The 26,365-nt window shown below is 63.2% G+C and carries 30 protein-coding genes; 16 read left to right on the top strand and 14 right to left on the bottom strand.

All coding sequences use genetic code 11. The features are described from left to right. The first annotated feature begins 62 nt into the window (after positions 1-62). From AC1D1N_RS00485 to AC1D1N_RS00475, 3 genes are all read left to right on the top strand, one after another. Entirely contained in the window at positions 63-1,394 is a 1,332-nt protein-coding gene (locus AC1D1N_RS00485) for a sugar ABC transporter permease (RefSeq protein ID WP_203279579.1), read from the top strand. A gap of 13 nt (positions 1,395-1,407) precedes the next feature. Next, positions 1,408-2,205 carry an ATP-binding cassette domain-containing protein gene (locus tag AC1D1N_RS00480; RefSeq protein WP_477346133.1) on the top strand — a complete coding sequence of 266 codons (798 nt, stop codon included), beginning with the start codon at positions 1,408-1,410 and terminating at the stop codon, positions 2,203-2,205. A gap of 165 nt (positions 2,206-2,370) precedes the next feature. Beyond that, positions 2,371-4,017: a CHASE domain-containing protein gene (locus AC1D1N_RS00475; RefSeq protein WP_477346132.1), complete on the top strand. Its 1,647-nt coding sequence runs from the start codon at positions 2,371-2,373 to the stop codon at positions 4,015-4,017. A 38-nt stretch (positions 4,018-4,055) separates the two neighbouring features. Here AC1D1N_RS00475 and AC1D1N_RS00470 read toward each other — a convergent pair whose 3' ends face one another. The 6 genes from AC1D1N_RS00470 to AC1D1N_RS00445 form a co-directional block, all read right to left on the bottom strand. Continuing rightward, entirely contained in the window at positions 4,056-4,298 is a 243-nt protein-coding gene (locus AC1D1N_RS00470; RefSeq protein WP_436261673.1) for a YMGG-like glycine zipper-containing protein, read from the bottom strand. Between the two features lie 83 nt (positions 4,299-4,381). Next, a complete protein-coding gene (locus AC1D1N_RS00465; RefSeq protein WP_436261672.1) occupies positions 4,382-4,708 on the bottom strand; it encodes a hypothetical protein in 327 nt (108 codons plus the stop codon). A gap of 151 nt (positions 4,709-4,859) precedes the next feature. Further along, on the bottom strand, positions 4,860-5,042 hold the full coding sequence (locus tag AC1D1N_RS00460) for a hypothetical protein (protein ID WP_436261671.1): 183 nt from the start codon (positions 5,040-5,042) through the stop codon (positions 4,860-4,862). Between the two features lie 175 nt (positions 5,043-5,217). Then, entirely contained in the window at positions 5,218-6,258 is a 1,041-nt protein-coding gene (locus AC1D1N_RS00455) for a sensor histidine kinase (RefSeq protein ID WP_477346131.1), read from the bottom strand. 166 nt (positions 6,259-6,424) lie between these two features. Next, on the bottom strand, positions 6,425-6,592 hold the full coding sequence (locus AC1D1N_RS00450; RefSeq protein ID WP_023670098.1) for a DUF1328 domain-containing protein: 168 nt from the start codon (positions 6,590-6,592) through the stop codon (positions 6,425-6,427). A 224-nt stretch (positions 6,593-6,816) separates the two neighbouring features. Then, positions 6,817-7,611, bottom strand: coding sequence for a response regulator (locus AC1D1N_RS00445; RefSeq protein WP_192259355.1), 795 nt, complete (start codon positions 7,609-7,611; stop codon positions 6,817-6,819). A 220-nt stretch (positions 7,612-7,831) separates the two neighbouring features. Between AC1D1N_RS00445 and AC1D1N_RS00440 the strand changes: the two genes are divergently transcribed. Together AC1D1N_RS00440 and AC1D1N_RS00435 are read left to right on the top strand one after the other, a co-directional pair. Then, complete coding sequence (locus AC1D1N_RS00440) at positions 7,832-8,026, top strand: NepR family anti-sigma factor (protein WP_142866552.1); 195 nt, start codon at positions 7,832-7,834, stop codon at positions 8,024-8,026. A 3-nt stretch (positions 8,027-8,029) separates the two neighbouring features. Beyond that, complete coding sequence (locus AC1D1N_RS00435) at positions 8,030-8,581, top strand: sigma-70 family RNA polymerase sigma factor (protein ID WP_023670095.1); 552 nt, start codon at positions 8,030-8,032, stop codon at positions 8,579-8,581. 51 nt (positions 8,582-8,632) lie between these two features. Here the strand turns inward: AC1D1N_RS00435 and AC1D1N_RS00430 are convergent, their stop codons facing one another. Next, the gene (locus AC1D1N_RS00430) at positions 8,633-9,010 is read right to left on the bottom strand and encodes a response regulator (RefSeq protein ID WP_112559504.1); all 378 of its coding nucleotides are present in this window, start codon (positions 9,008-9,010) and stop codon (positions 8,633-8,635) included. A 291-nt stretch (positions 9,011-9,301) separates the two neighbouring features. Between AC1D1N_RS00430 and AC1D1N_RS00425 the strand changes: the two genes are divergently transcribed. The 3 genes from AC1D1N_RS00425 (at position 9,302) to AC1D1N_RS00415 (ending at position 11,000) form a co-directional block, all read left to right on the top strand. Beyond that, positions 9,302-10,063: a Crp/Fnr family transcriptional regulator gene (locus tag AC1D1N_RS00425; RefSeq protein ID WP_436261669.1), complete on the top strand. Its 762-nt coding sequence runs from the start codon at positions 9,302-9,304 to the stop codon at positions 10,061-10,063. A gap of 136 nt (positions 10,064-10,199) precedes the next feature. Next, positions 10,200-10,526, top strand: coding sequence for an ElaB/YgaM/YqjD family protein (locus AC1D1N_RS00420; protein ID WP_142866548.1), 327 nt, complete (start codon positions 10,200-10,202; stop codon positions 10,524-10,526). Positions 10,527-10,538: 12 nt separating this feature from the next. After that, positions 10,539-11,000, top strand: coding sequence for a hypothetical protein (locus AC1D1N_RS00415; RefSeq protein WP_477346130.1), 462 nt, complete (start codon positions 10,539-10,541; stop codon positions 10,998-11,000). A gap of 20 nt (positions 11,001-11,020) precedes the next feature. Here AC1D1N_RS00415 and AC1D1N_RS00410 read toward each other — a convergent pair whose 3' ends face one another. After that, positions 11,021-12,547: a sensor histidine kinase gene (locus AC1D1N_RS00410; protein WP_477346129.1), complete on the bottom strand. Its 1,527-nt coding sequence runs from the start codon at positions 12,545-12,547 to the stop codon at positions 11,021-11,023. A 157-nt stretch (positions 12,548-12,704) separates the two neighbouring features. Between AC1D1N_RS00410 and AC1D1N_RS00405 the strand changes: the two genes are divergently transcribed. Next, on the top strand, positions 12,705-12,899 hold the full coding sequence (locus tag AC1D1N_RS00405) for a hypothetical protein (RefSeq protein WP_192259361.1): 195 nt from the start codon (positions 12,705-12,707) through the stop codon (positions 12,897-12,899). Between the two features lie 26 nt (positions 12,900-12,925). Here the strand turns inward: AC1D1N_RS00405 and AC1D1N_RS00400 are convergent, their stop codons facing one another. Beyond that, positions 12,926-13,846, bottom strand: coding sequence for a diacylglycerol/lipid kinase family protein (locus AC1D1N_RS00400; protein WP_477346128.1), 921 nt, complete (start codon positions 13,844-13,846; stop codon positions 12,926-12,928). 256 nt (positions 13,847-14,102) lie between these two features. Here AC1D1N_RS00400 and AC1D1N_RS00395 point away from each other — a divergent pair, with 256 nt between their 5' ends. Further along, positions 14,103-15,428 (top strand): PRC-barrel domain-containing protein, encoded by a 1,326-nt coding sequence (locus tag AC1D1N_RS00395; RefSeq protein ID WP_477346127.1) that lies wholly within the window; start codon positions 14,103-14,105, stop codon positions 15,426-15,428. 76 nt (positions 15,429-15,504) lie between these two features. On the opposite strand, the gene AC1D1N_RS00390 is transcribed toward AC1D1N_RS00395, so the two are convergent. Next, positions 15,505-17,061, bottom strand: coding sequence for an alkaline phosphatase family protein (locus AC1D1N_RS00390; protein WP_477346126.1), 1,557 nt, complete (start codon positions 17,059-17,061; stop codon positions 15,505-15,507). Positions 17,062-17,094: 33 nt separating this feature from the next. Here AC1D1N_RS00390 and AC1D1N_RS00385 point away from each other — a divergent pair, with 33 nt between their 5' ends. The 5 genes from AC1D1N_RS00385 (at position 17,095) to AC1D1N_RS00365 (ending at position 20,427) form a co-directional block, all read left to right on the top strand. Beyond that, entirely contained in the window at positions 17,095-17,232 is a 138-nt protein-coding gene (locus AC1D1N_RS00385) for a hypothetical protein (RefSeq protein ID WP_436261664.1), read from the top strand. 50 nt (positions 17,233-17,282) lie between these two features. Further along, positions 17,283-18,215, top strand: a complete 933-nt coding sequence (locus tag AC1D1N_RS00380) for a VOC family protein (protein WP_477346125.1) — start codon at positions 17,283-17,285, stop codon at positions 18,213-18,215. A 4-nt stretch (positions 18,216-18,219) separates the two neighbouring features. Beyond that, positions 18,220-18,852, top strand: coding sequence for an alpha/beta hydrolase (locus tag AC1D1N_RS00375; RefSeq protein ID WP_436261662.1), 633 nt, complete (start codon positions 18,220-18,222; stop codon positions 18,850-18,852). Beyond that, positions 18,845-19,144, top strand: coding sequence for a GNAT family N-acetyltransferase (locus AC1D1N_RS00370; RefSeq protein ID WP_192259367.1), 300 nt, complete (start codon positions 18,845-18,847; stop codon positions 19,142-19,144). The genes AC1D1N_RS00375 and AC1D1N_RS00370 overlap by 8 nt, the downstream gene beginning before the upstream one ends. Before the next feature lie 224 nt (positions 19,145-19,368). Then, positions 19,369-20,427, top strand: a complete 1,059-nt coding sequence (locus tag AC1D1N_RS00365) for a dipeptidase (RefSeq protein WP_477346124.1) — start codon at positions 19,369-19,371, stop codon at positions 20,425-20,427. Here AC1D1N_RS00365 and AC1D1N_RS00360 read toward each other — a convergent pair. The 4 genes from AC1D1N_RS00360 to AC1D1N_RS00345 all read right to left on the bottom strand — a co-directional run bounded on the left by AC1D1N_RS00360 (position 20,424) and on the right by AC1D1N_RS00345 (position 25,284). After that, a complete protein-coding gene (locus tag AC1D1N_RS00360; RefSeq protein ID WP_477346123.1) occupies positions 20,424-20,672 on the bottom strand; it encodes a hypothetical protein in 249 nt (82 codons plus the stop codon). The genes AC1D1N_RS00365 and AC1D1N_RS00360 overlap by 4 nt on opposite strands. Positions 20,673-20,674: 2 nt before the next feature. Next, complete coding sequence (locus tag AC1D1N_RS00355) at positions 20,675-21,901, bottom strand: aminomethyl transferase family protein (protein ID WP_477346122.1); 1,227 nt, start codon at positions 21,899-21,901, stop codon at positions 20,675-20,677. A gap of 211 nt (positions 21,902-22,112) precedes the next feature. After that, complete coding sequence (locus AC1D1N_RS00350; RefSeq protein ID WP_477346121.1) at positions 22,113-23,678, bottom strand: phytoene desaturase family protein; 1,566 nt, start codon at positions 23,676-23,678, stop codon at positions 22,113-22,115. After that, positions 23,665-25,284: a phytoene desaturase family protein gene (locus tag AC1D1N_RS00345; RefSeq protein ID WP_436261657.1), complete on the bottom strand. Its 1,620-nt coding sequence runs from the start codon at positions 25,282-25,284 to the stop codon at positions 23,665-23,667. Before AC1D1N_RS00345 ends, AC1D1N_RS00350 begins: the two co-directional genes overlap by 14 nt. Before the next feature lie 254 nt (positions 25,285-25,538). Here AC1D1N_RS00345 and AC1D1N_RS00340 point away from each other — a divergent pair, with 254 nt between their 5' ends. Continuing rightward, positions 25,539-26,339: a class I SAM-dependent methyltransferase gene (locus tag AC1D1N_RS00340; protein ID WP_436261656.1), complete on the top strand. Its 801-nt coding sequence runs from the start codon at positions 25,539-25,541 to the stop codon at positions 26,337-26,339. Positions 26,340-26,365 lie beyond the last annotated feature (26 nt).

Raw genomic sequence — 26,365 nt, 5'->3', positions numbered from 1 at the left:
GAAAGCAAATAGCATCCATGTTCCGGCATCCGCGCCAGACGGCAAACCGGTGGGAGGATAGCATGACCGACACGACCTCTAATCAGCCGGTCGCCAGCACTGCTGCGGACCGGGCGCGCGCATCCGAGCTCAGCGCCGTCGGGCGGTTCCTCAAGGCTACCGAACTCGACACGCGCATGCTCGGCATGGTCGGCGCCCTGCTGGTCATCTGGGTCGGCATACACATCCTGTCGGGCGGGCTTTTCCTGACGCCGCGCAATCTGTGGAACCTGTCGGTGCAGACCTCCTCGGTCGCGATCATGGCGACCGGCATGGTGCTGGTCATCGTCATGCGCAACATCGACCTTTCGGTTGGCTCCGTCGAAGGCGTGATCGGTATGATCATGGGCGTGGCGCAGGCCGAATTCCTCATTCGCGTCATCGGCTTCCAGCTCGGAAATCCCTGGCTCTGGATCATCGCGCTGGCCGCCGGCGTGGTGCTTGGTCTGCTGATCGGCGCGTTCCAGGGCTTCATCATCGCCTATATGGAGGTTCCGGCTTTCATCGTGACGCTGGGCGGCCTACTGGTGTGGCGCGGTATGGCATGGCTGATCACCAGCGGGCGCACGGTCGCGCCGCTCGACGCCACCTTCCAGCTGATGGGTGGCGGACCACGCGGCTCGATCGGCGCTACCGCCAGCTGGATCGTCGGCATCGTCGCCTGTGCGGCGGTTGCCTTCGCGCTGCTCAATGGCCGCTCGCAGCGCAAGCGGTTCAGCTTTCCACTGCGCCCCGTGTGGGCTGAGGCCTTGCTTGGCGTGGTCGCTTGCGCGGCCATCCTCGGCGCCGTCTGGATCGCCAATTCCTATCCATGGCCGATCGGCATCGTGCGCCAGTATGCGCTGCAGAACGGCATCACCCTTCCCGAAGGCGGGCTGTTTATCGCGCATGGCATCGCCATACCGGTGCTGATGGCGGTGGCCACGGGCATCATCATGACCTTCATCACCAAGCGCACGCGTTTCGGCCGCTATGTCTTCGCCATTGGTGGCAATCCGGAAGCAGCAGAACTTGCCGGCATCAACACGCGCTGGGTGACCATGAAAGTGTTCATGATCATGGGCGTGCTGGCGGCGATCAGCGCGGCGATCTCGTCGGCCCGCCTCAACGCGTCGACCAACGCACTGGGCACGCTGGACGAGTTGCTGGTCATCGCCGCCGCCGTCATCGGTGGCACGTCGCTGGCCGGCGGCGCTGGAACGGTGATGGGCGCCATGCTCGGCGCGCTTCTGATGCAGTCGCTGCAATCCGGCATGGTGCTGCTCGGCATCGACTCGCCGCTGCAGAGCATCGTCGTCGGCGCCGTGCTGGTCATCGCCGTGTGGCTCGACACCGTCTACCGCAAGCGGGTCTAGGGGAGGAACGATCATGGAAAAAACTGCTCCCACGGGCACAGCGCTGATCGACATGCGCAACATCTCGATCGCCTTCGGCGGCATCCGCGCCGTCGACGATGCGTCCATCGATCTTTTCCCGGGCGAGGTCGTGGCGCTGCTCGGCCATAACGGCGCCGGCAAGTCGACGCTGATCAAGATCCTGTCGGGCGCCTACAAGCGCGACGCGGGCCAGATCTTCGTCAACGGCCAGGAGGCGGCGATCTCCAACCCGCGCGACGCCAAGAAATACGGCATCGAGACGATCTACCAGACGCTGGCGCTGGCCGACAATGTCGACGCCGCCGCCAACCTCTTCCTCGGCCGTGAGCTGATGACCGGCTGGGGCACGCTTGACGATGTCGCCATGGAAGCCGAGGCGCGCAAGGTCATGGGCCGGCTCAATCCGCGTTTCCAGCGCTTCAAGGAGCCGGTGATCAAGTTGTCGGGCGGCCAGCGCCAGTCGGTGGCGATCGCGCGCGCCATCCTGTTCAACGCCCGCATCCTGATCATGGACGAACCGACGGCCGCCCTTGGTCCGCAGGAAACGGCGCAGGTCGGTGAGCTGGTCATGCAGCTCAAGGCAGACGGCATCGGCATCTTCCTGATCAGCCACGACATCCACGACGTGTTCGAACTCGCCGACCGCGTCTGCGTGATGAAGAACGGCCAGGTCGTCGGCACCGCGCGCACCACCGATGTCACCCAGGACGAGGTGCTTGGCATGATCATCCTCGGCAAATGCCCACCCGGCGCCATTCCCGGACCGGGCGCGCTGAAGATCGCCGCCTGAGACGAGCGCCATCATCGGCCGACGGTCATCTTCTCCGATGCGCGATCGATAAGCCGGCTAATATCTGGAACGTGATGTGCCAGCTGTCACGATGGTTTGGCCTCGCCATTGTGTTGGCGCGGTGACATGCCATAAAGGTCCCAGATACATGGGCCGCAGCATCCTTTGAAGAAGTTTTTCCCCATCGTCGCCTTCATTGCCGTCGCGCTGATCAGCATGACGATGGCAGGCTTCGCCTACTTCGCCACCCAGGAGGCGGCGCGGATCAAATTCGAGGCGACGGCCGACGATGCGCTCAACCGTATCGAAAGCCGCATCGACCTGCATCTGTCGCTGCTGCGCTCGACGCAGGCGCTGTTCGACGCCCGCAATGGCGAGATTTCGCGTAGCGAATTCAAGGCCTTCTTCAGCGCGCTCGACGTCGACAGCAATTTCGCCGGCCTGCGCGGCATCGGTTATCTCAGGCTGGCCAAAGCCGGCGACGAAGCGGCGGTCGAGCGCGACATGTTGCGCGACCGTGGCGTGCCGCACGCTGTCTATCCGGACACGGCACAGTCCTGGCGCACCCCCGTCGTGCTGTTCGAGCCGCTCGATCCTGCCAACGAGTCGACCATCGGCTACGACATGTTCACCGAACCGGTGCGGCGCGAAGCGATCGAAAAGGCGATGGCCGATGACGCACAGCATGCAAGCGGCCTGGTTCAACTCGGCCAGGGCGCGGGCGCGGCACAGACCTTTACCGGCTTCCTGGTCTTCGTCAGGCTCAATGTCGAAACCGCGCCGGATGGCATTAACGCCTCCAGGTCGTCGACATCAGGCTTTCTCTACGCCGCTTTCCGCGCCCGCGACCTGTTCCAGACCGCGCTCAGCCGCACGCCGCTGCTGCCGGTCAACACCGAGGTCTATGACGGCAAGGTCGATGCCGACAATCTTCTGTTCCAGTCGGAAACGCCGCCGGTTGCGAGCTTTGGCGACAGGCTCTTGGTGACGCGCAAGATCATCGTCGCCGGCCGCCCGTGGACGGTGCTGTTTCGGCCGACCAGCGCTTTCTCGCAGCCGTCTTCGCGCGCCATTCCGGTGATGCTCGGCTTGTTCGGGTTGCTCCTGGCGGGCGCGATCGCGCTGGTGGCGCGCTATCAGGAGCGCGCCTATGACGCCAAGTCGCTGTTGCATGAGACGACGGAAAAGAGCCTGCTCGAAAAGGATCTGATGCTGCAGGAGATGAAGCATCGGATCAAGAATTCGATCACGCGGGTGCTGGCGATCGCGCGTCAGACGGCAGCGCACGCCACCGACGTAAAGGAGTTCTCCTCTTCCTTCTCGGCTCGCCTGCAGGCAATGGCGGCTTCCCAGGACATGCTGACACGCTCGCGCTGGCAGAAGGCCGACCTTGGCGATCTCTTGCGCATCGAGCTTGGCCAGGTGTTCGGCAAGGAGCTCCCGGACGGGATATTGTCAGGCCCTCAGGTGCTGCTCGACGAGACGACGACGCAGGCGCTTGGCCTGACCTTTCACGAACTGGCGACGAATGCGCTGAAATATGGCGAGGCCGGCAATTCGGTCGGCGCGCTTAAAGTGGACTGGTCGTTCCAAGGGCGCGGATCCGACAGGATGCTGGTTCTGAACTGGCGCGAGGCCGGGCAGAAGCAACTCGAAGCGCCGGCCAAGACCGGCTTCGGTACCAAGCTGATCGATCTCAATGTCACGCGCGAATTGCGCGGCACGATCAGTCGGGATTTTCGTGCCGACGGGCTTACGGTGGAAATTAGGATTCCGCCGCCTGATACACGCAAACAAACGGAGACCGGCTAACCGGTCTCCGTCTCGATCGTTTGACGCTTTGAAGCGGATCAGCAGCGAGCGGTGTAGAGCCGGCCGCGATTGTCGCGATACTGGCAATAGCCATTGCGCAGGTTGCGCACCAGCAGACCGGAACCGGCACCAACGGCTGCGCCGACGAGCGCACCCTTGCCGCCGCCAACCAAGCCGCCGACGCCGGCGCCTACCAACGTACCGACACCCACGTCCTGTTCGGTCGTGCTGCAGCCGCTGACGGCGACCACGGCAACCATGGCAATAATCAATTTCCGCATTGAGTCTCTCCTCACTTTCGTCCTCACTTTAGTAAGCTCGAGCCGCCATTTAGCATGAAATGGCGGCCTTTGCCCGCTCGATCTTATTGTTGGCCAAGATAGTCTTTTTCGCGGCGCGCCACGTTCGACGCGACCATGACGTTGGAAATCTGCAAGGATGCGTCAAGTGAACCGTCCGGGCGCACGTTCCAGACGATCTGGTCGTAGTCGTCCTCCAAGGCAGGATCGACGGCAAGGCATTTGGCGACGACATGCTGGGCCTGGCCCTGCACGTCGCCCATGGCAAAAGGCCGCTCGGCGGTGCATGCCTCCGCGGTTTCGAACACGCTGACCGGCACCGACAGTTCGCGGCATTCGGTCATGCTGTTCGAACAGCCGACAATCAGAAGCAAAGCAGCGATGTGTTCCACGGCGACAAGTCCTCTCGCCACAAGAACGGTCCACAGCCGTCAAAGTTCCTGTGATACAAGCTGGGGACGTTAATAATCGGCTGGCCAGGAGCCAGACCAGCCTTCAGCTCAGCCAGATTTGGGAGCAGCGTGAACCCGAAGCGAACGTGGCTCAGCCCAGCTGCGACGCCACGATCAGAACGATGGCGGCGACGAGCGCGACAGCGGCGAAACGAAGCAAGGGATGCCAGGCGTGCGGCGCAGGCGAGGCGAAAGCATCAGGATCCTGAAAGCCGCTCATCGAGACGCGGGCGGCCTGCTCCAGCCTGTTCATATCGGCAACCGTCAAGATCATTCCTCCCATAGTCGGGTAGCAGGCCACGGCGTCGGTTGAATCGGTCAAGAGCCGGCAATCTCTGGGTGCCTCAGCATCGGACTTTATGGTGAACAGCCGGTTAAGGAATCCGGCGCTCCGGGCTCTCTGTTTGACGCAATTCGGGACGGAATTGCTCTGAGGCAAAGCTGGCCGCTCACTCGGTTTCGAAATTGCCGTGCGGAACGACAAGCCGATATTCGAGGCGGTCGCCGGTGATTTCCAGCGTCGCCGTGCCGTTCAGCGATATCGGCACAACGCGTTCGAGAGCAACGCTGCCGAAGCGTTTCTCGGTGCGCCTGTTGTCATTGGCGACAATGGCCTCGACCCAGGTCAGCGACAAAGCCGGCTTATCAGCGGCCTCCGTGACGCTCGACAGATTGGCGGTTACCTCGACGAAGCCATCCGGCCGCGCCAAGGCGCCGTAACTGAATGAATTGACTGCGAGCTCGTGCATGGCCAGGCCGATATGAAGAGCGGCGTTGGGATTGAGGTAGGGATTGACGCCATTGAACCGCAGGCTCTGCGCGGGATCGGCGCCATAGCGCACGACCTGGCCACGGACTAGTTCGCGTAGTGCGGCACCCCGCCAGTTCGACGACGTCACCAGGTCCTGGGAGGAGGCCAGTGACTGCAGCCGACCGCGAAAGCGCGCCAGGAAATCGTCCGATGTCTCGGAATAACGGCTGGTCTGTGTGGCAATGCTCTGGATGATGGCCAACAGGTTCTTGGAGCGGTGACTGACCTCGCGCAGCAGCGTCTTCAACGTTTGTTCTCGGCGTTTCTGCTCGGTTGTCTCCACCATTGTGGTGACAACGCCTTGGACATCGCCGCCGTCGGCGCGATCGGCATCGACCCAGACTTGAAACCAGCGGATGCCTTCAGCAGTGGGAACGCTGAGCTCGAGGCGCTCAGGATTGCCGGAAGCGATGACATGGCGTCTGATGGTATCGATGTGGTCGGCCTGCGCCGGCGGCAGGATGCCGTTGCTGTCCGCAGTATCGGAAGCCCATGGCTCACGCATGTTGCGCGCCCACACGGTCTTCATTTCGCGGTCCTGGTACAGAACGGAAATGCCGGCATTATGCAGAGCATGGAGCAAGGCGCGGCCGAGCTGCATGCCGCTTTCAGCGGGGTGCAGGGCGATGACTTCGTCATTCCGCCCGCTTTCGCCTGTCTGTCCGCCTCTGGAACGCATCAGTCACCTGTCCACCCACTCAAGCTGAACGATTCACGCTGAAATCAGTTCCTGAAATAACCCCCAAAACAGGTCCGCCGGACGGTGTCCCGTTGAAGGATACCGCCCGGCGGTAGCTGGAAACCGTTTGAGGGGTGCGGCTTCCAGTGTTGGCTCGCTGCCGGTCTTACGACGCCCGCCTGAACAGGCCGGCCAGAAGCGAGATGACGAGGAAGGCGAGAAAGATGAAGAACAAGATTTGCGCGATGCCGGCGGAGGTGCCGGCGATACCGCCGAAACCAAGCGCGCCGGCGATGATCGCCACGACAAGAAATACGAGCGCCCAGTAGAGCATGATCCGTCTCCTTCCGATGCTGAGATAAAAACGTGGGTGGCTGGTGTTTGTTCCACCATTTGCCGAAAAAGACAGGCTTTGGAAGGGCCCGGACGCGAATTGATTCGGGGCACGCGAGCGCGACCACGCAAAGCGCGGCATGGAGCGACCGACAACTGGCGATCACCGGGTGGACGATCGCCAGTGCTTGGCAACGCCGGGATGCGGCGACGTTGGGGATTGTGTCAGGCGGCGGCCTTGGCCTGACGGTCGAAGAACAGCGCCTGGCTGATCAGCGCCTTGACCATGTCTGGGTTGAACGGCTTGGTGACGAGGAAAGCGGGTTCGGGCCGCTCGCCGGTCAGCAGACGCTCGGGGAAGGCGGTGATGAAGATCACCGGCACCGAAGTCGACGACAGGATTTCGTTGACGGCATCGATGCCCGAGCTGCCGTCGGCAAGCTGGATGTCGGCCAGCACCATCTTCGGCCTTGTCTTGCCGAACATCGCCACCGCCTCGGCATGGGTGCGGGCCGTGCCGACGACACGGTGGCCGAGGCTCTCGACCATTTCCTCGATATCCATGGCGATCAGCGGCTCGTCCTCGATGATCAACACGTCGGTCGCCACCTGGCGGGAGATCTCGTTGCTCGCCTGGGCCAGCAGTTCTGAGAATTCCCTGGCGTCGACATCGAGAATTTCAGCCGCCTCGTCCTCGCTAAAGCCTTCGACGGCGACCAGCAGGAAGGCCTGGCGGGGCCGTGGCGCAATGGCGTTCAGATTGGCGGCGGCGCGCTGCTCCCATGCCGATTGCGCATGCTCCTGCGGAACGCGGATGGCAATGGAGGTGAACAATTTTGCGAAAACCTTGTAGATCGCGATGCGGTCGTTCGACGCTTCGGGGAAGATGTCGACGTCGGCGATGATGGCTTCGAGCATCGCGGCGACCAGCGCATCGCCACTCTCCTGCGATCCCGAAACGGCGCGCGAGAAGCGGCGCAGGAACGGCAGGTGCGGAGCAATGGTTGCGGAAAGGCTCATGATAGACGTCTCCCTCAGATGACGTAATTGCATAGATTCCAGGTCAAGCTGATTGCAAGCCCCGGCAAACAACGCGGGTTTTGTGAAAAAGTTCCGAGGGTTGTGGAACGAATCTCCAAGGACGACGTTTGTGGTGCGATGGGCAACCAGACGAGGGGGCCGCTTTTGCGTTGTGTAACAGGGCGGCTAAGGCGCTGGAATTTAAGGGCGAAATGAGGACATGAATAAAGAAACACTGGCTGGCGCCGCTGACAGGCGCCGGGCCAATTCCGGTGACCCGCTCGGGGCGAATTCGGAAATCGGCCGCAAACTCAAACAATATTATGACGAGCTGGTCTCCGACAATGTGCCGGATCGCTTCGCCCAGTTGCTTAGGCAACTGGAACAGGCCGAACCCGCACAGAAGAAGGACTGAGGCATGGCAGCTGTCTCACAAGGGTTCAAGACCGATCTGCTCGGCTCGATCCCGAGCCTGCGGGCCTTTGCCGTGTCGCTGACGCAGAATGCCGACAAGGCCGACGATCTGGTGCAGGAGACGCTGGTCAAGGCCTGGGACAAGCATGAGAGCTTCCAGCCCGGCACCAACCTCAAGGCATGGCTGTTCACCATCCTGCGCAACGAGTTCTATTCGCAGATGCGCAAGCGCGGCCGCGAGGTGCAGGACAGCGACGGCATCATGACCGCCAGGCTCGCCGTTCATCCGGCCCAGCACGGCCAGCTCGACCTCAAGGATTTTCGCGGCGCGCTCGAGCAACTGCCCGAGGACCAGCGCGAAGCCATCATCCTCATCGGCGCTTCCGGCTTTTCCTATGAGGAGGCGGCCGAGATTTGCGGTTGCGCGGTCGGAACGATCAAGAGCCGGGTCAGTCGGGCTCGCACACGGCTGCAGGAGATCCTGAAAATCTCCGGCGAAGACGAATACGGCCCCGACGCCATCTCGTCGCAGGTTACCGGCTCAAACGCCGCCTGACAGCGGAGCCCGTTTGCGGGCTCGGGCTTTCGAGTACCGATCGAAGGCATTTCAGACTGGCGCGCGGCCGCAGGCCACCGCCAGCGCCCCGACGAGATCGTCTCCCGAATATGGCTTGGTTACCAGTCGTACGCCGGGGAAAGACGCCCTGATCTCGTCCGCGTCCGAATAGCCGGAGGCAAAGACGAAGGGCGTGCCCGCCTGGCGCAGTTGCGCGGCGAAGTCGAGCGTCGACGTTCCACTCAGCATCAGGTCGACGATAACGCCGTCGAACTTGTCGGCGATCGTCTGCTCGTCGATCTCTGCCAGGTCGCGGGCAATCACCACGTCGCCGGCGCCATGGTCGCGGCAAAGCTGCTCGACATCCATGGCGATCAGGAATTCATCCTCCAGGACAAGAATTCGCAATCCCTCAAGCAATGGGGGCACCTGGCAATCTCTCCTTGATTCTTGCGGCATCGGGCTCAGTGACTCCAGTCAACCGCATCGCGGACCTTGGGGGGAATGGCCAGTGGGCCTTAATCCGAAAAATTCGCTCGCCGGGTCTGCTCCAACGCCAGGCGAGCTTCGAATTCGCCTCACTGGAGTGCAGTGAGTCATGATCGCTATTTGCTATCCTGTCATTTAAAAAAGACATGCCCATCGCCGGCGTGGAACTGCGGCCCTTGCAAAGGCGTTGCAGTCAGTCTCTGTCAAAGGGGCATTCGAAGAGGGGTCGAAATGTCTGGCCAGAATGGTCGTTCCTTTTCCAGTCGCCAATATCCGTGCGAGAAGTGCCCGCTCCGGCCGTTGCAGGTGTTCCGGGACTTCGAGAAGCAGGAGCTTGCGTTCGTCAGCACGTTCAAGAAGGGCGAACTTGCCGTCGACAAAGGCGCGACCGTCCTCGTCGAAGGCAGCCACAGTGCTCATCTCTACACGGTGCTGTCGGGCTGGGCTTTCCGCTACAAATTGCTGTCGGACGGCCGCCGCCAGATTCTGAACTATTCGATGCCCGGCGATCTCATCGGCCTGCAGGGCAGCCTGCTTGGTGAGATGCAGCACTCGATCGAGGCGCTGTCGCCGATGCTGTTGTGCGTCTTCGAGCGCGAAAACCTGCACGAGCTCTACCGCAACCATCCGGGCCTTGCCTACGACATCACTTGGCTGGCATCGCGCGAGGAGCGCATGCTGGACGAGAATTTGCTCAGCATCGGTAGGCGCACGGCGCTCGAGCGCACCGCCTATCTCATCGCTTTCATCGCCAGCCGCGCGGCGATAGTCGGGCTCAACGGCAAGGCGCCAGTGCAAATCCCGATCACGCAGCAACACGTCGCCGATACGCTCGGCCTGTCTCTGGTCCACACCAACAAGACGATCCGCAAGCTGATCGACCGCAAGCTGATCGTCTGGCGCGACGGCGGTTGCGAAGTGGTCGACCGGGAGGCGCTGAAGGACCTCGCACGCTGGGAGGGCTTGAGCGAGGGCCGCCGGCCGCTGATCTGAGGCTGATCTGAGAGGGAAACGAGTCCGCCGGGCTGGACTCGCACAGGCAAACACCCTTTCATGGATATGGTCTCCGATTTCGGAACCTTGACGTGTGTGGGGCGTTTGAAATCAAGCAAACGCAAGGAGTTATAGAATGGCAACTGCCACAGGAAAAACCGCTGGCGAAACCCAGACGAACGCCGACCTCGAAGCCGATATCCGGCAGTTGAAGGCCGACATAGAAAAGCTGACCAAGCAATTGGCCAAGACCGGCGAGCATGGCTACGGAACGGCGCGGCGCGCTGCCGCCGAAGGCGTCGAGCAGTTGCGCGCCCAGGGTGAGGCTGCCTTCGACAGCCTGCGCGGCAACGCCAAGGACATCGAAGCCCAGATCACCGCCAATGTGCGCGAAAAGCCGGTGACGTCGCTGGCCATCGCAGCCGGCGTCGGCTTTCTGTTCGCGCTTCTCGCCCGGCGTTAGTTTTCGCTAGAGATGGGGACGCTGGCATCGTTGATTTCGGCTTTGGCCTCGGGCGAAGCCATTGCCGCCATGCGCCGCGCGCGCACGGCGGCAATCGTCTATGGGCTCGCCGCGGTTGCGGCTCTGTGCGGGCTCGGATTTCTCCTGGGGGCGGCCTATATCTGGGCCGCCGGCCGCTATGGCTCGATGGCGGCCTGCCTGGGCTTCGCGGCCGGCTTCCTGGTGCTTGCCGGGCTCATCCTGCTCATCCATCAACTGGCGGCCGGCACGCGCGCCCGTAGACGTGCGCGAAGGCGCAATGCCGACCTCAAGGCACTCGGCATCACGGCGGCCCTTGCCGTATTGCCGTCGCTGCTCAAGGGGAAAGGCGGCAAGGAACTTGTCCTCGGACCGATCATCGCGCTGGTGGCCTATGCCATCTACAAGGAAAACGTCAAACCGCGGCCGGGCGATCCGGACGACGAGGCCGAGTAGACCCGAACTCCCCCGACGCTTCAGCTCGGCAAATCTTCCAGAGGCATCGATATTTCCGCGAACACGCCTTCCCGACGGAACTCGTGCACAACCTCGCTGGACAAAACCTTAGCGAGGCTGCGGCGGATCAGGATCGAGCCGAATCCCTGGCGTTCCGGCGGCTGGACCTGCGGCCCACCGCTTTCGCGCCAGGTCAGCACAAGGCGGCGTGCGCCTTTCTTGCCCAGCGCCTTCCAGTCGACGTCGACCTTTCCCGAGCCCACCGACAGCGATCCGTATTGCAGCGCGTTGCTGGCCAGTTCGTGCATGATCAGGCCGAGCCCCACCGCCTGGTCGGGCGAAAGCAGCAGATCCGGGCCGGAAATCGCGATGCGCGGCTGTTCGGTCGAATCGAACGGCTTAACCTCTATCTGCATCAGTTCGCGGATGCCGATGCCGCGCCATTCGCGATCGGACAAGAGGTTATGGGCAGCCCCCAGCGCCTGCAGCCTGGCGCCGAAGGCTTCGAGGAATTCGCTTGGGCGGCGGGCGTGGCGAACGGTCTGCGTCGCCAGTGCCTGCACCGTCGCCAACGTGTTCTTGACCCGGTGGTTGAGCTCGCGCAACAACAGCCTTTGCCGCTCCTCACCGAGCTTGCGTTCCGAAATGTCGTAGTTGACACCGAAGATCAGCGTCGGTTTGCCTTCGCCGTCGCGCTCGATGACGCGGCCGCGGGTGGCTATCCAGCGCGGCGGATCGAAGCCCTTGACCCGGTATTCGCCGAAATAATCGTCGCTGCCGGTCAGGGCGTCGCGAAAGCGCGTCTCGGTCTGGTATACGTCGCGCGGGTCGATGGCGCCCAATATGTCGCGCGCCCGCAACCGGTTCGAGCGCGGCAGATTGAACAGTTCCGACAGGCGCACATCGCATTCGATCATGTCGGTGCGGATATCCCAGGCCCAGCTGGCAAGCGAGGCGGCATCGAGCGCGATGGCGCGGCGCTTTTCCTCCTGCGCCAAAGCTGCGGCGGCGATGGCGCCGCTGCGGGTGGCGTTTTTGAGCGTAAACAGGCTGGCGGCGAGACTGGCCAACGCCTTCAGTTGATCGAGTGCGGCAGAGGACGGAAAGTCATGCGGTTGCCGGTCGAGTACGCATACGGTGCCAATGCGCGCACCGGCCACCACCATGGGCGCGCCGACATAGAACCGCAGATGATGCTTACCGGTCACGAGCGGATTGGCGGCGAAGCGGGGATCGATGCTGGCATTGGTCACCACCATAGGCTCGTCGCCGGCGGCAATGGCGTGCGCGCAAAACGAGATGTCGGTGGCGGTCTCGGTCTCGTCCAGTCCGACACAGGACTTGAACCATTGTCGTTCGGTATCGAGCAACGTGACCAAGGCGATTGGCGCCTGCATCACGGCGGCGGCAAGACCGGTGATGTGATCGAAGTCGGGATCGGAGGCCGTGTCGATCGCGTCGAGCCCGTGCAGCACGGCAAGCCGCTCCGGCGCCGCCACGGCGCGGCGAACGTCGGCCGGCAGACCCTTCTCCACCTTCTTATCCACCAAGTCCCCTCGCTTGCAGGTCCCATCCGCAGTGCCGCGCGTTGTGCGCTGCCGTCGGGACCCGGAACTTTTGTAGCAAGCAATCGTTACCCGACCATGTTTCGCCAGACATGGCTTTGTCCGCCACGCCTGCAGTCGTATGATGGGAACGCCGCCAATGACCAAGATCATCCCTGAGAACAAGGCCCGCCAGGGGCGCTGGGGTTGGCATGGGCTGCGCATCCTGATCGCAGCGCTGCTCTTGGCCTTCATCGCCTGGGGCATCGCCGAGATTTATGGCGAAAAGATCGACAACAGCGCGCCCGCCAACCAGAGCGCGCCCGCCAGTCAGAGCCAGCCGGCCGGCGGCTAAAGCGCTCGCCGTCTTCGGCGCTCGCATCAGGCGGCCTTTGCCTGCGCAGCGCGCGCCGGCACCAGCACGTTCAAAGCACCGGGATGGATTTTGAATGTCGTTTCGCGCTCCAGCTTGACCAGTTCGCCGTCGATGACGGCGCCGAATTTTTTGCTTCCGGTGTGGATTTTCACGACTGCCTTGTCGGCCTGATGGATTTCGACATGGTCGCTGTCGCGCCACCTGCCGCGCGCCATGTCGAAGAGGGCCCTGGCCAGTTCGCCGCGCCGCCGTGCCACGGTGACATAGATGCCGAGCACGCCGCCGGCAGGATTGTCGGCATAGGGCAGGTGTCCCTCGCCGAACAGGTTGTTGGAGATGCCGATGCCGCTGATGCGGGTCACGATCTCGGCGTCGCCGACCGTCAATGTCACCTTCATGGCGGGCGGATTGTTGATCGTCGTCCAGGCGGCCTTTGCCGAAGCACGGATCTTTCCCAGTCGCGAGGCGAACTCCATGGAGTCGCGCAGCCTCACCATCCTGGCGTGCAGGCCGATGGAGAACTGATGCACGAAAGGTCGACCATTGGCGCTGGCGACGTCGATCGCGATGACCTCGCCATCGGCAAAGGAGGTCAGGGCTCCGTCGAGGGTCTGCGGAATGCCGAGGCCGCGGGCGAACAGGTTCATGGTCCCGGCTGGCAGGATAGCCAGCGTCTTCTTCGTGTTCATCAGCCGCGCCGCCGCCGCCGAAATGGTGCCGTCGCCGCCACCAGCCAGCACCACATCGATGCCGCGCCGCGATGCGACCTTGTCGAGCGCCGCGACAATGTCCTTGCCTTCGACGATCTCGATATCGACGGTGTGGCCAGCCGCCTCAAGCGTCTGGCGCATCCGGTCCGAAAAAGCGGAAACATCGGTCGTCCGCAAGGTGCCGCCGTCCCGGTTCAGCACCGCCGCAAATCGCATGCCCGCTCCGTATTCATTTTAGCGGCTGGAATGCCCAGCCGCAGGCTGAAACGGCGAAGCCTTACAAAGGTTCCATCGGCCGCCGGAAATGTCGGGCGATTCCACGGACTTGCCCGAGGTGTCCCGATGTCCCCGTTTTTTCGGAACAAGCGCCTTGTCACGACGTTGTGAACGCATTGGAGGCGCCGCTTTCGGTCTCCCGGCGACGGTTTGCCGGTTGCGGCGCGCACGAGATCACGCAAGAGGAGACTTAATCATGATCCGCACTCTTTTCGCGACGACCGCGCTCGCAACGCTGATCGCAACCGGTGCGTTTGCGCAGTCAACGACCGCCCCGCCGACGACCCCGGCGCCGGCGGAAGCCCCCGCCACCATCGCGCCGGCCGCGCAGCGGGCCGAGGGCGCCCTGATGACCAATGTTATCGGTGAATCCGTCTATAACGGCACCGCTGATGATGCGCAGAAGATCGGTGACGTCAGTGATGTGGTCTTCGATGAACACGGCCAGGCCAAATCCGCTATCATCGGCGTCGGCGGGTTCCTTGGTATCGGCAGCAAGAACGTCGCCTTCGACTACGGCAAGCTGCAATGGGTCGAGAAGAACGGCGACCGTTGGCTGGTCGCCGAGACGACAAAGGAAGCACTGACGGCGCTGCCGGACTTCGACCGCAAACCTTATGATCCGGCGCCTGCGCCTGCTTCCACCGACAGTGCGCAGAACGATCCGCAGAAGCCTGTCGACCTCAACGCCGCTCCGTCAGAGCCGGTGGTGAAACGCGCCGAAGGCAACCTTGCCACCAACATTGTCGGCGAGACCGTCTATAACGGCACCGCTGATGATGCCGAGAAGATCGGCGACGTCAACGACATCGTGCTGACCAAGGACGGCAAGGCGCAGTCCTTGGTAATCGGCGTCGGCGGCTTCCTCGGTATCGGCGAAAAGAACGTCACCTATGATTTCGCCAAGGCGCAGTGGGCGGAGAAGAATGGCGATCGCTGGCTGGTCGCCCAGACGACCAAGGAGGAATTGCAGGCACAGCCGGATTTCGACCGCAAGGTCTATGATCCAGTGCCGGTGACGACGATGTCCGACGCCGGGACACCCGCTGCCCCGGCAGCCACTGCGCCGCCTGCCGCACCGGCTGACACAGCGGCGCCGATGGACAAGACAGCCGAGGCTCCGGCGGCCGAGTCACCTGACGTGAAGGCCACCGACCCGACGCAGACCGCAGCCATCGACAAATCGACGCTGACCGAAATGCCAGTCGGCGAGATCAGGGGCGACGATCTGAAAGGCACGACCGTCTATGGCGCAAACGACGTCAAGGTCGGCGAGATCGGCGACGTTGTGCTGGCACCCGACAGCAAGCCGGATGCGGTGATCGTCGATGTCGGCGGCTTCCTCGGCATTGGCGCAAAGGAGGTCGCGATCGGCATGGACAAGCTCAAATTCATGACCGACAAGGACGGCAAGAAGTACCTCTACACCAACTTCACCAAGGAGCAGCTTCAGGCGCAGGCTGCCTACGACAAGGGCAGCTACGCCGAGAAGCGGGATGAGCAGCGGTTGATGATGCAGTAAAGGACGGGAGTAGGGCAGTACGGCAGTAGGGATAAAAATTAGGGAGCGCGACAGCGCCGCCTATCCCATACTTTTCCTACTGCCCTACTGCCCTACCCACATACCCAGCCACGCCATCCTCGGTCAGCTCTGCCAGCGCCAGCGACTGGTCGAGATGTTCGGCGCGCCAGGCAAGCAGACGTTCGGCAAATTCGAGCCGCGCGGCGAGGTAGGTCGGGTCGGCGGCAACATTGGCCAACTCGCCCGGATCCTTTTTCAGGTCGAACAGCAGCGGCGGCAAACCACCGCCGAAGTGTACGTATTTGAAGTCTTCCGTGCGGATGACGGCGAGGTTGCACAGACGCGAGGCGATGCCGAAGTGCCGCTCGGCTTCCCCTTCAGCAATGGAGCGGAAATCGAACTCCCAATGCGCGGCGTCGCGCCAATCCTTGGGCGGTTTACCTTCCAGGAACGGTTTCAGCGAGCGGCCGTCGAGATGCGGCTGGGCGTCGGCATCCAGCAGATCGAGCAAGGTCGGGAAGATGTCGACGGCCTCGGTGAAGCGATCGACGGTCGAGCCCGCCGCCTCGCCGCAGCGCGGGTCGCGGACGATCAGCGGGATGTGATAGCTGCCGTCAAAGAAACCCCCTTTGCCGAGCATGAAATGGTCGCCCATCATCTCTGCGTGGTCCGATGTCAGAATGACGATCGTGTCGTCCCAGGCTCCCTCCGTCTTGATCGCCTGCCAGATGCGGCCAAGCTGCGCGTCGACCTCCGAGATCATGCCGTAATAGATCGCGCGGATGGCGCGGATGTTGTCGTCCCCCCAGTCGCGCACCTTGCCGTCAGTGCCGGGGCGGAAGTTCTTACGCTTTTGCCGGCCGAGATCGTAGGCCAGATAGGGATGGCTTTCCGCCTCCGCCTGCCAGCTTTCGCCACGAGGGAAGGCCGGGCCGTCCGTGGGATCATACAGCGTGTTGTAAGGTTCGGGCACGATGAAGGGCGGATGCGGGCTGATGAAGGACACATGCGCGAACCAGGGCACATCCTGTTCGCCCAGCCAGCGGATGAATTCGCCGGCGAGGAAAGCCGTCGGTGTCTCGTCCCTGGAATAGACCGGCGGCGCGTTGGTCACACCGTCGCTTGCTTCCTCACCGAGGGGGCGATGGATGCCGGGAGAGCCGGCGCTGGTGTCGAGCCCGCGCGCCGTCAGCCATGACAACCACGGTTTCTGATGCTCGGGCAGGAACTGGCGCACGCTGAAGCCGGGCAGCACGCCCTCGTAGGTTTTCAGCCGGGGATCGTCCGGCGCCAACGTGCGCGGATCGGACGAGACGTCGGTGTAGCCGAACAGCGTCGGATCGTAACCGAGGGCGCGGGCCGAAAGCGCGATGTTGCCGTGGCGGGCGTCGAGCGGCGTGCCGTTGCGGCAGACGCGGTTGTTCATCTGGTAGAGGCCGGTGTATAGGCAAGCGCGTGCCGGCGAGCAGGGCGCCGCACCGCCGTAATGTCGCTTGAAAAGGACACCCTCGGCAGCCAGCGCATCGGCGTTCGGTGTCTTCACCGTGGGATGGCCGGCAGCCGACAGGCAATCGCCGCGCCACTGGTCGCAGGAGATCAGGAGGATGTTCGGACGTCTGCTTTTCGCGGCCAATAGCTGTATCCTGTCACGTCGGGAAGACGCTCAATGAACCGGATTCTGGCGGCGGCGCAAGACCGTCGGCTTTACGGAAATGGTGAACGAAATTTTTCTACTGTTCACGATTGGGATACAGTCCATTCTGAGTTTGCCGCCTTTGCCTTTGCCGGGCGGCCCCTCATATAGGCGTGGACAGCGGCGAGGGCCGCACAAACACCAAGGGAAGGAGCAAGACAATGCTCGACCAGATCAAGGGTTTGCATCACGTCACGTCAATGGCCGGCGATGCGCGCCAGAACAATGATTTCTTTACACACAAGCTCGGTCTGCGCCGGGTCAAGAAGACCGTCAACTTCGACGCGCCCGATGTCTATCACCTCTACTATGGCGACGAGCACGGCACGCCGGGCTCGGTGATGACCTATTTTCCGTTTCCAGACATTGCGAGGGGCCGCCACGGCGTCGGGGAGGTCGGCACCACAGCCTACTCCGTACCGGCGGGCACGCTTGGCTATTGGGAAAAGCGCTTTGCCGATGAAGGCGTCAGCGGTCTCTCGCGCGAAGAAACATTCGGCGAGAAGCGGCTTGCCTTCGCCGGTCCCGATGGCGATGGCTTCGCGCTGGTCGAAGACAAGGCCGACAGCCGCGCGCCGTGGTTGAAGGGCGGTGTTCCCGCCGACGAAGCGATCCGCGGCTTTCATTCGGTGTCGCTGCGCCTCAAGGATGGCGGCGCCACCGAGGAGCTGTTGAAGTTCATGGGTTACGAGCAGGTCGACAAATCAGGCAATGTCAGCCGGCTGGCGATGAAGAACGGCAACGGCGCCGATGTCGTCGACATCGAATCGCTGCCGACGGCTGGCTTCGCCAATCTCGGCGCCGGCTCGGTGCATCATGTCGCCTTCGCGGTGGAGAACCGCGCCAAGCAGCTCGAAGTGCGCAAGGCGCTGATCGATACGGGCTATGGCGTGACGCCGGTGATCGACCGCGACTATTTCTGGGCGATCTATTTCCGCACGCCGGGCGGTGTGTTGTTCGAAGTCGCCACCAATGAGCCGGGTTTCGACCGCGACGAGGACACTGCCCATCTCGGCGAGGCGCTGAAATTGCCGACGCAGCACCAGCATCTCAGGCCCTATCTCGAAGAACATCTGCAGAAGCTGGAAGGCTGAGACAATGAGCAAGGACGCTTACATTCATAAGGCGCTGCCGGGTTCGCCTGGCGGCCCGCTGCTCTTCGTCTTCCACGGTACCGGGGCGGACGAAAACCAGCTGCTGTCGCTGGGGCGCGACCTCGCGCCCCAGGCGACCATCGTGTCGCCGCGCGGCGATGTCTCTGAATATGGTGCTGCCCGCTTCTTCCGCCGCACCGGCGAGGGTGTCTACGACATGGACGACCTTGGCCGGGCGACCGCAAAGATGGCCGGCTTCATCAAGGCGCAGGTGGAAGCGGCAAAGCCGTCTTCCGTGCTCGGCCTCGGCTATTCCAACGGCGCCAACATACTGGCTTCCGTGATGTTCGCTGCGCCGGGTCTGTTCGATGCGGCGGTGCTGATGCATCCGCTGATTCCGTTCGAACCTGAGGTGAAAGGCAGCCTTGCCGGCCGTCGTATTCTGGTGACCGCCGGCAAGCGCGACCCGATCTGCCCGCCCAATCTGACGTCGCGGCTGGAAGCCTATTTGCGCGCCGATGGCGCCGATGTCACAGTGGAATGGCACGATGGCGGCCACGAGGTGCAGCCGAACGAGATCGAAGCGGCAAGGCGGCTTTTCGCTGGCGCGCCGGTTGAAGGAGCAAGCAATGCCTGACCAATTGCCTGAAATCGAACTGGAGGACCGCGGCTCGAAGGGCCGTTATGTCCTGCGTGGGCCGGGCGGCGCCGAGGCGGAGATGACCTTCACCAAGGTCGGCGAGCACCAGATCATCATCGACCACACCGAAGTGCCGGACGTGTTTCGCGGCCAGGGCGCCGGGCTTCGGCTCGTCACCCGCGCCGTCGAGGATGCGCGCGCAGCGGGCAAGAAAATCATCCCGCTTTGCCCCTTCGCCAATGCCCAGTTTCGCCGCCATCCGGAATGGGCCGATGTGCTGAAGCAATAGGGTGAGCAGCCGGTTCGCGAAGCGAATTCATCGTGCCGGTGGCACGATGAAAGGCTGGCGAACGGCGGGACGCTGCGAAGCAGCGGGGACCCGGCAGGTGGATCGGAGCCGCTCAGCCACAAGAGCGAACACGTCTCTGGCATTTGCGCAGTTCGGCCTTCTTGCCTAAGTACACAGTTCGCTGCGGTTCGTCCGCTCCTGCCAACTGACCGAATGGCTTCCTGATGACCGAATCCGATCTCGTCCCCGTCTTCGACGGCCACAACGACACGCTGCTGCGACTTTACCAGTCGAAGGACACAGACGTCGAAAAGCTGTTCGTCGAGGGAACGCAGGGCGGTCACATCGACTTGCCGCGCGCCAGGAAGGGCGGCTTTGCAGGCGGCATGTTCGCGATCTTCCCGCCACCGGTCGAGAAAAGCAAACGCTCTGCGGTGCCGCCGGCGCCGAGCGACAACGAGCCGCTGCCGCCGGAACTGCCGCGTGCTGATGCGCTGACGTCCACCATTGGCATGGCTTCGATCCTGTTTCGGCTGGAGCGGGCGGGAGCGCTGACCGTCTGCCGCAGCGCCGGTGACATTCGCGCGGCGATGGCGAAAGATTCGATCGCGGCGGTGTTCCACATCGAAGGCGTCGAGGCGATAGACCCCGAGCTCACGCTGCTCGACGTGCTCTATGAAGCCGGCCTGCGCTCGCTCGGCATCGTCTGGAGCCGTCCCAACGCCTTCGGCCATGGCGTGCCGTTCCGCTTTCCGTCGTCGCCCGACACCGGACCGGGACTGACCGATGCCGGCAAGGCGCTGGTCAAGGCCTGCAACCAGCTGAAGATCATGATCGACCTGTCGCATCTCAACGAAAAAGGCTTTCGCGATGTCGCCGCGCTCAGCGACGCGCCGCTGGTCGCCACCCATTCGAATGTGCATGCGCTCTGCACCCATTCGCGCAATTTGACCGACTGGCAGCTCGGCGCCATCCGCGAGACCGGCGGCATGGTCGGGCTCAACTTCGCCACCGGCTTCCTGCGCGAAGACGGCCGGATGAATTCAGACACCAGCCTCGACATCATGGTTCGCCATGTCGATTCGCTGCTGCAGGCGCTGGGCGAGGACGGCGTCGGTCTCGGCTCGGATTTTGATGGCGCCATGATCCCGGCGGTCATCGGCGACGTCGCCGGCCTGCCGAAGCTGATCGATGCGCTGGCCGCGCGCGGTTTCGGCCGGACGCTGATCGAGAAGATTGCCTATCGCAATTGGTTGAGCGTGCTGGAAAGGACGATCGGCTAGGCGCCCATGCGCTTCAGCCAGTCCTGGCCGGTGCCGCGATCCCTGATGATGGGCAGCGGGTTATCCGAATCCAGCCGCGCGCAGATGCGGTAGACCTCGAGCGTCTCGGCGCTCATTTCGCCGCGCTTGTAAAAGTACATGGCGGCGGCGTAGCGCGTGCGGCCCGACCATTTTTCGCCGAGCGGCGTGTTGACCAGTTGCCACTGTTCGGCGGCTTCCGCCTCATCATCAGGTTCGTCGGCCATGATCAGAAATCCGCCGGCGGATTGGCGGTGCGGCGGTCGAGTTTTATGAAGGGACGCGCCACCACCTTGGCCCGCTTCATCAGCTTCTGGTACTGCAGTTCGCGCCTGGCGTAGATCTCGACCCAGAGGTCTTCCACCATCGTATCACCGTGGGGGCGCGTAAGCGAAGCGATGGCGATGTTGCGCTTGGCCATCGGCGACCACATGGCGGCGCTGACCAGGCCTACCTCCTGGCTTTTCTTGTGGTAGACGATGGCGTGTTCGGCCGGGATGTTACCTTCGATCTCCAGCCCGACCAGCACGTAGCGCAGCCTACGCTTGGCGCGGGCTTCGAGGATGGCGCGGCGGCCGTTGAAATGGCCTTTTTCCAGATCGACCATGAAGCCGAGACCGATCTCGTCCGGCATGCGCAGGCGATCGGCGCGAATGGCATGCTCGGCGGTGGTGAAATCGGCATTGGCGACGATCAGCCCTGCCTCGAGGCGGGCGCGGTTGAGCGCGGTATAGCCGATGGCGCGGATGCCTCGCAGTTCGCCTGCGGTCATCAGCCGGTCCCACAGACTCAGCGCATTTTCAGCCGGTACGAACAGTTCGTAGCCGAGATCGCCGGTAAAGCCGGTGCGCGAGATGGTTACCGTGCCGCCATCATGCGGGAACTCGGCGAGGTCGAAGATTTTCAACGTCTCGACGCCGGCGAAACCGGCATCGCGCAGCACGGCGAAGGAGGTTGGTCCTTGCAGGGCGAGACCGGCGACGCTTTCGGTCTCTTCCTCGACCGCCACATCGAAGCCAATGGCGCTGTGGGGGAGGTGCCGTTCCTGTGAGCATAAGCGGAAGCGGGTCGGCGACAGCCGGAACAGCGTGCCGTCGTCGAGCACGAAACCCTCGTCATCGCACCAGGCGGTGTAGTGGACGCGGCCGGGCTTCAGCTTCGTCACATCGCGCAGCGTGACGCGATCGAGAAAGGCTTCGGCATCCAGGCCCTCGACGCGGTATTTCGTCATCGGCGAAATGTCGAACAAAGCTGCCTGGCTGCGAATGGCGAAATATTCGAGCTCTTCGTCCCACAGCGAATGCGGGGCGCGGTAGCCGGCCCAGTTGTACCAGTCCTGTGTCTTGGCCAGTGCATCGATGCGCGGCTGGAACGGCGTGCCGAGACGCAAGGTCCGGAAATGACCCTGTGCTGCGGCGCGGGCTTTTGACGGTTTGATGGTGGGTTGATGGTTCATGACAGCGATCCTTCGCGCCCCCCTCTGTCCTGCCGGACATCTCCCCCACGAGGGGGGAGATTGGCCGTCATCGCGGCTTTCGCCAATTGCCAACGTCTGAGGAATAAGCGGTTGCGCCGAAGCTGCTGATCTCCCCCCAAGTGGGGGAGATGTCCGGCAGGACAGAGGGGGGCGCCGTAGAGCGCGCCGTTTGTGATTTGCAAAATCATGCTCACCCCTTTATCGCGATGATGCGCTTCGCGGCGTTCAAGCCCGGCGCACCTGAAACACCGCCACCGGGATGCGAGCCGGCGCCGGCGAGGAACAGCCCTTCCACCGGCGTGTCGTAGCCCGACCAGCCGGAGACCGGTCGCGACATCAGCATCTGATCGGCCTGCAATTCGCCGTGGTGCCAATGGCCACCCGGCATGCGGTAGCGCGCCTCGATGTCGGCCGGTGTTAAAAGCTCTGTATGCAGCACTGATTTCCCGATGCCTGGCGCGTAGGTCTCAAGCTGCGTCATGATCGCCTTTAGGAATTTCGGCTTACCGACGTCCCAGCCCTCTTTCAGCGCATAGGGCGCATATTGCACCACCGCCGAGAGCACGCAGGCGCCGGCAGGTGCGAGCGATGGATCGGAGAGCGAGGGCAAAGTGATTTCCATCACCGGTTCGGCAGAGAATTCGCCGTATTTCGACGGGTTGAAGGCGCGTTCGACATGGTCGGGCGAAGGCGCGATGACCAGCCGGCCCTTATGGCCAGCGGCGTCGACGCCTGAAAACTGTGGCGGCCGGTCGAGCGCCAGATGGAGCTTGGCCGCATCGCCCTTCATGCGGATGTTCTTCACCTTGCGCACGAAGCCGGTGTCGATCTCGCGCGGCCAAACGAGGTCGAGCATGGTGGTGGCGGGATTGATGGCGGAGACGATGGTTCTGGCGTGCAGCATCTCGCCGCTGTCTAGCGCGACGCCGACGGCGCGGCCTTTCTCGACAATGATCCTGGCCACGGGTGCCGCCGTGCGGATGGTGACGCCGGCTTTCTCCGCCGCAGACCTTATGGCGATGATGACCGCGCCCATGCCGCCTTTGGGCAGCATCTGCGCGCCGGCCGCACCGCCGGTCTCGCCGGCCAGCCTATAGTAGAGGCCGAGCAGCGAGGTCGGCGATCGCGGGCCGAGATGGTTGCCCAGTGTGGCGTCGAAGGCGAGCAGGCCCTTCAGCCTGGTGTCGGCAAGCTGCTCATCGAGCAGGTCGGCGACGTTCATCAGGAGAACACGCAGGAAGTCGCGCATGTCTTCCTTGCCGAGTTTTTTCAACGCCAGAGCGGTCTGGCCGAGCGCCGCGGTCTCCTTGAGCGACATGCCGGCGAGATCGGGCGGGCGGCGGGAGAGGAATGGTTTCAATATGCCGGCATAGCGGAGCAACTGCGCGCGCAATTCCTTCCAGGCGGATTGCTCGGACGGAGTGGAACCGGTCAGCACTTCGCCATAGGCGCCATGCAGAACCAGCGGCGGGCCATCCTTCGACAAGGCAACGGACGGTATGAAGTCGCCGCGCGCGATTTGCAGCCCGTGCTTTTCCAGCTCCAGTGTTTTCACCACATCGGGGTGCAGGCGGTTGAGCACATGGGCGATCGAGGAGACGCGGAAGCCCGGCGCGAAGTCTTCGGTGCGCGCCGCGCCGCCGACATCGACGGCGGCTTCCAGCACTAATACCTTGCGGCCGGCCTTCGCCAGCGTCGCGGCGGCGACAAGCCCGTTGTGGCCGCCGCCAATGACGATTGCATCAAATGACGTCATGGGCCGGGCTCATATGCGAGGTCGATTTGGCGAGGTCGCGAAGGATCTCGGCTGCCGCATTGCGGCCGGGTGCGCCCATGACGCCGCCGCCGGGATGGGTCGAGGAGCCGCACATATAGAGCCCGCCGACCGGCGAACGATACTGCGCGTAGCCCGGCACCGGACGGTTGAACAGCAGCTGGTCGAAGGTCAGTTCGCCCTGAAAGATGTTGCCTTCGGTGAGGCCGACCTCGGCCTCGATCTCGCGCGGCGTGCGCACCTCCATGTGGACGATGCGGTCGCTGAAACCCGGCGAGTATTCAGCGATCTGCGCAATCACGCTTTCGGCAAAGCCGTCGCGGTCGGCATCGGTCCAGTCACGGCCGTTCACCTTGGGCGGCGCATATTGCACGAAGCAACTCATGAAGTGCTTGCCGGGCGGCGCCATCGTCGGGTCGAGCGTCGTCGGGATGACCATGTCGAGGAACGGATCGGCCGACCAGCGCCCGGCCTTCCAGTCGTCATAGGCGCGCTCCATGCGCTCCATCGAATCGGTGAAATGCATGTCGCCGCGATAGACCGGCGAATCCTTCGGCAACGCCGGAAATTCTGGCAGTGAGTCCAGCGCGATATTGACCTTTCCGGACGAACCGCGAATCTTGAAATTCCTGACCCGGCGCAGGAAGATGTCGGGCAGTTCCTTTTCCTCGACCAGTTTCAGGAAGGTGCGCTTCACGTCGGCGTTGGAGACGACGAGCTTGCCGTAAATCTCTTCGCCGCCGGCCAGCACCACGCCCTTCGCCTTGCCCCTGCCAACCAGCACATGGTCGACCTCGGCGCCGGTTCGGATGGTGCCTCCGCTAGCCTTGAACGAGGCGGCAAGCGCCTTGGTGACGGCGCCCATGCCGCCGCGTGCATAGCCCCAGGCGCCGACCGAGCCATCGACCTCGCCCATATAGTGGTGCAGCAGCACATAGGCCGTGCCGGGCGACATCGGCCCGAGCGCGGTGCCGATGATACCGGACAGAGCGAAGTTCGCCTTGATGACATCAGTCTCGAAATACTCGTCGAGGAATTCCGAGATCGACATGGTCCAGAAGCGCAGCGTCAGCGCCATTTCCTCGGCCGACAGGCCGGCGAATTTCTTGCCGAGATAGAGAAGTTCGCCGAGGTCGCGTGGCCGAAAACTGGTCGGGTCAGGGGCGGTGCGCATCAGCAGCGGCTGGATGAAGCGGCACTGCCGCGTCACGTCGCGCGAATAGCGATCGTAGGCTTCGGCGTCGCGCCTGGAGAAGCGGGCGAATTCGCGCCGGTGGGCGTCATGGTCGCGGTAGTTGGCGAGGTAGTCGCCGTCGCGGGTGAATACAGCGCCGCCTTCGTAGGAGATGACCTGCAGGCCGAAGCGCGGGAGTTCGAGGTCGCGCATGATTTCGGGGCGAAACAGCGAGCAGACATAGGAGCAGTTGGAGTAGAGGAAACCCGGCGTCAGCTCGCGGCTGGTGGCGGCGCCGCCGACCCAGTCGTTCTTCTCCACCACCAGCACGTCGAGCCCGGCGCGCTGCAGGTAGCAGGCGTTGACCAGGCCATTGTGTCCGCCGCCGATGATGATCGCATCCCAAGCTTTCATTCTGCCTCAGTCTTCTCTCTTTTTCGCAATTCCGGACGGAAAACCGCTCACACTTTTCCTGGAATTGCGTAGGCGATCCGCTGTTCATTTTTGCGTGGTCTGTTCCCGAATGCGCGGAATTTGGCATGGCAGCCGCCATTTTGTCCAGCCATATTGAATGAATGTTCAACAAATGGTCTTGCGTTTTCTCTGGTATGCGCTACGTTTTGCCGGCAATCGAACGTGTTGAATTCGGCTGACGGGACCGAGGTTCGATGATCGAAGCGGCAGATGCCGAGCCGGAATATGACGACACCGCCATCCGCTTCCTCGAGGCGCTGTGGGGCGAGGGGTATCTGTCGCCGGGCGGACCTGATGAGGTCGACCGAGTCGTCGAGGGGCTGTCGCTGAGCGGCAAGACCATCCTCGATATTGGCTGCGGCTCGGGCGGCATCGCGCTGCATCTGATCGAGCGCCACGGTGCCGCCCGTGCCACCGGCTTCGACATCGAGCGCCCGGTGATCGAGGCGGCGATGAAGCGCGCCGCCGCGCGCGAGCTTTCAGACCGCGCAAGCTTCATTCAGGCGCCGCCGGGGCCGCTGCCTTTTGCCGATGCTTCGTTCGATGTCGTCTTCTCCAAGGATGCGCTTTTGCATGTGCCCGACAAGGACGCGCTGTTTGCCGAAATCTTCCGCGTCCTGAAACAGGGCGGCGTCTTTGCCGCCTCCGACTGGTTGATCGGCCATGACGGCGAACCGTCACCTGACATGAAGGCCTATGTCGCGGCTGAGGGCCTGTCCTTCGCCATGGCGTCGCCGGCGCGCTATGCGCAGGCGATGCAGCGCGCCGGCTTTGCCGATGTGGTCGTTAAGGACCGCAATCCCTGGTATCGCGAGGTCGCGCGCGGCGAGCTGGAAAGGCTGAAAGGCCCGCTCTACGGGACCGTGGCGGCCGCGGTTGGGGCCGCCTATGTCGACAAGAACATACGAACCTGGGAAGCCATGCAGAAGGTGCTTGACAGTGGTGAGCACCGTCCCACTCATCTTCGCGGGTGGAAGCCGGCTATGGTGGGATAGCCGGCAATGTGGAGCATGACGGCACC

The organism is Mesorhizobium sp. P2_B5 (genome assembly GCF_056404775.1).
Note: the sequence above shows the minus strand (reverse complement) of the source record. Positions and strands in the feature narration are given on the sequence as shown.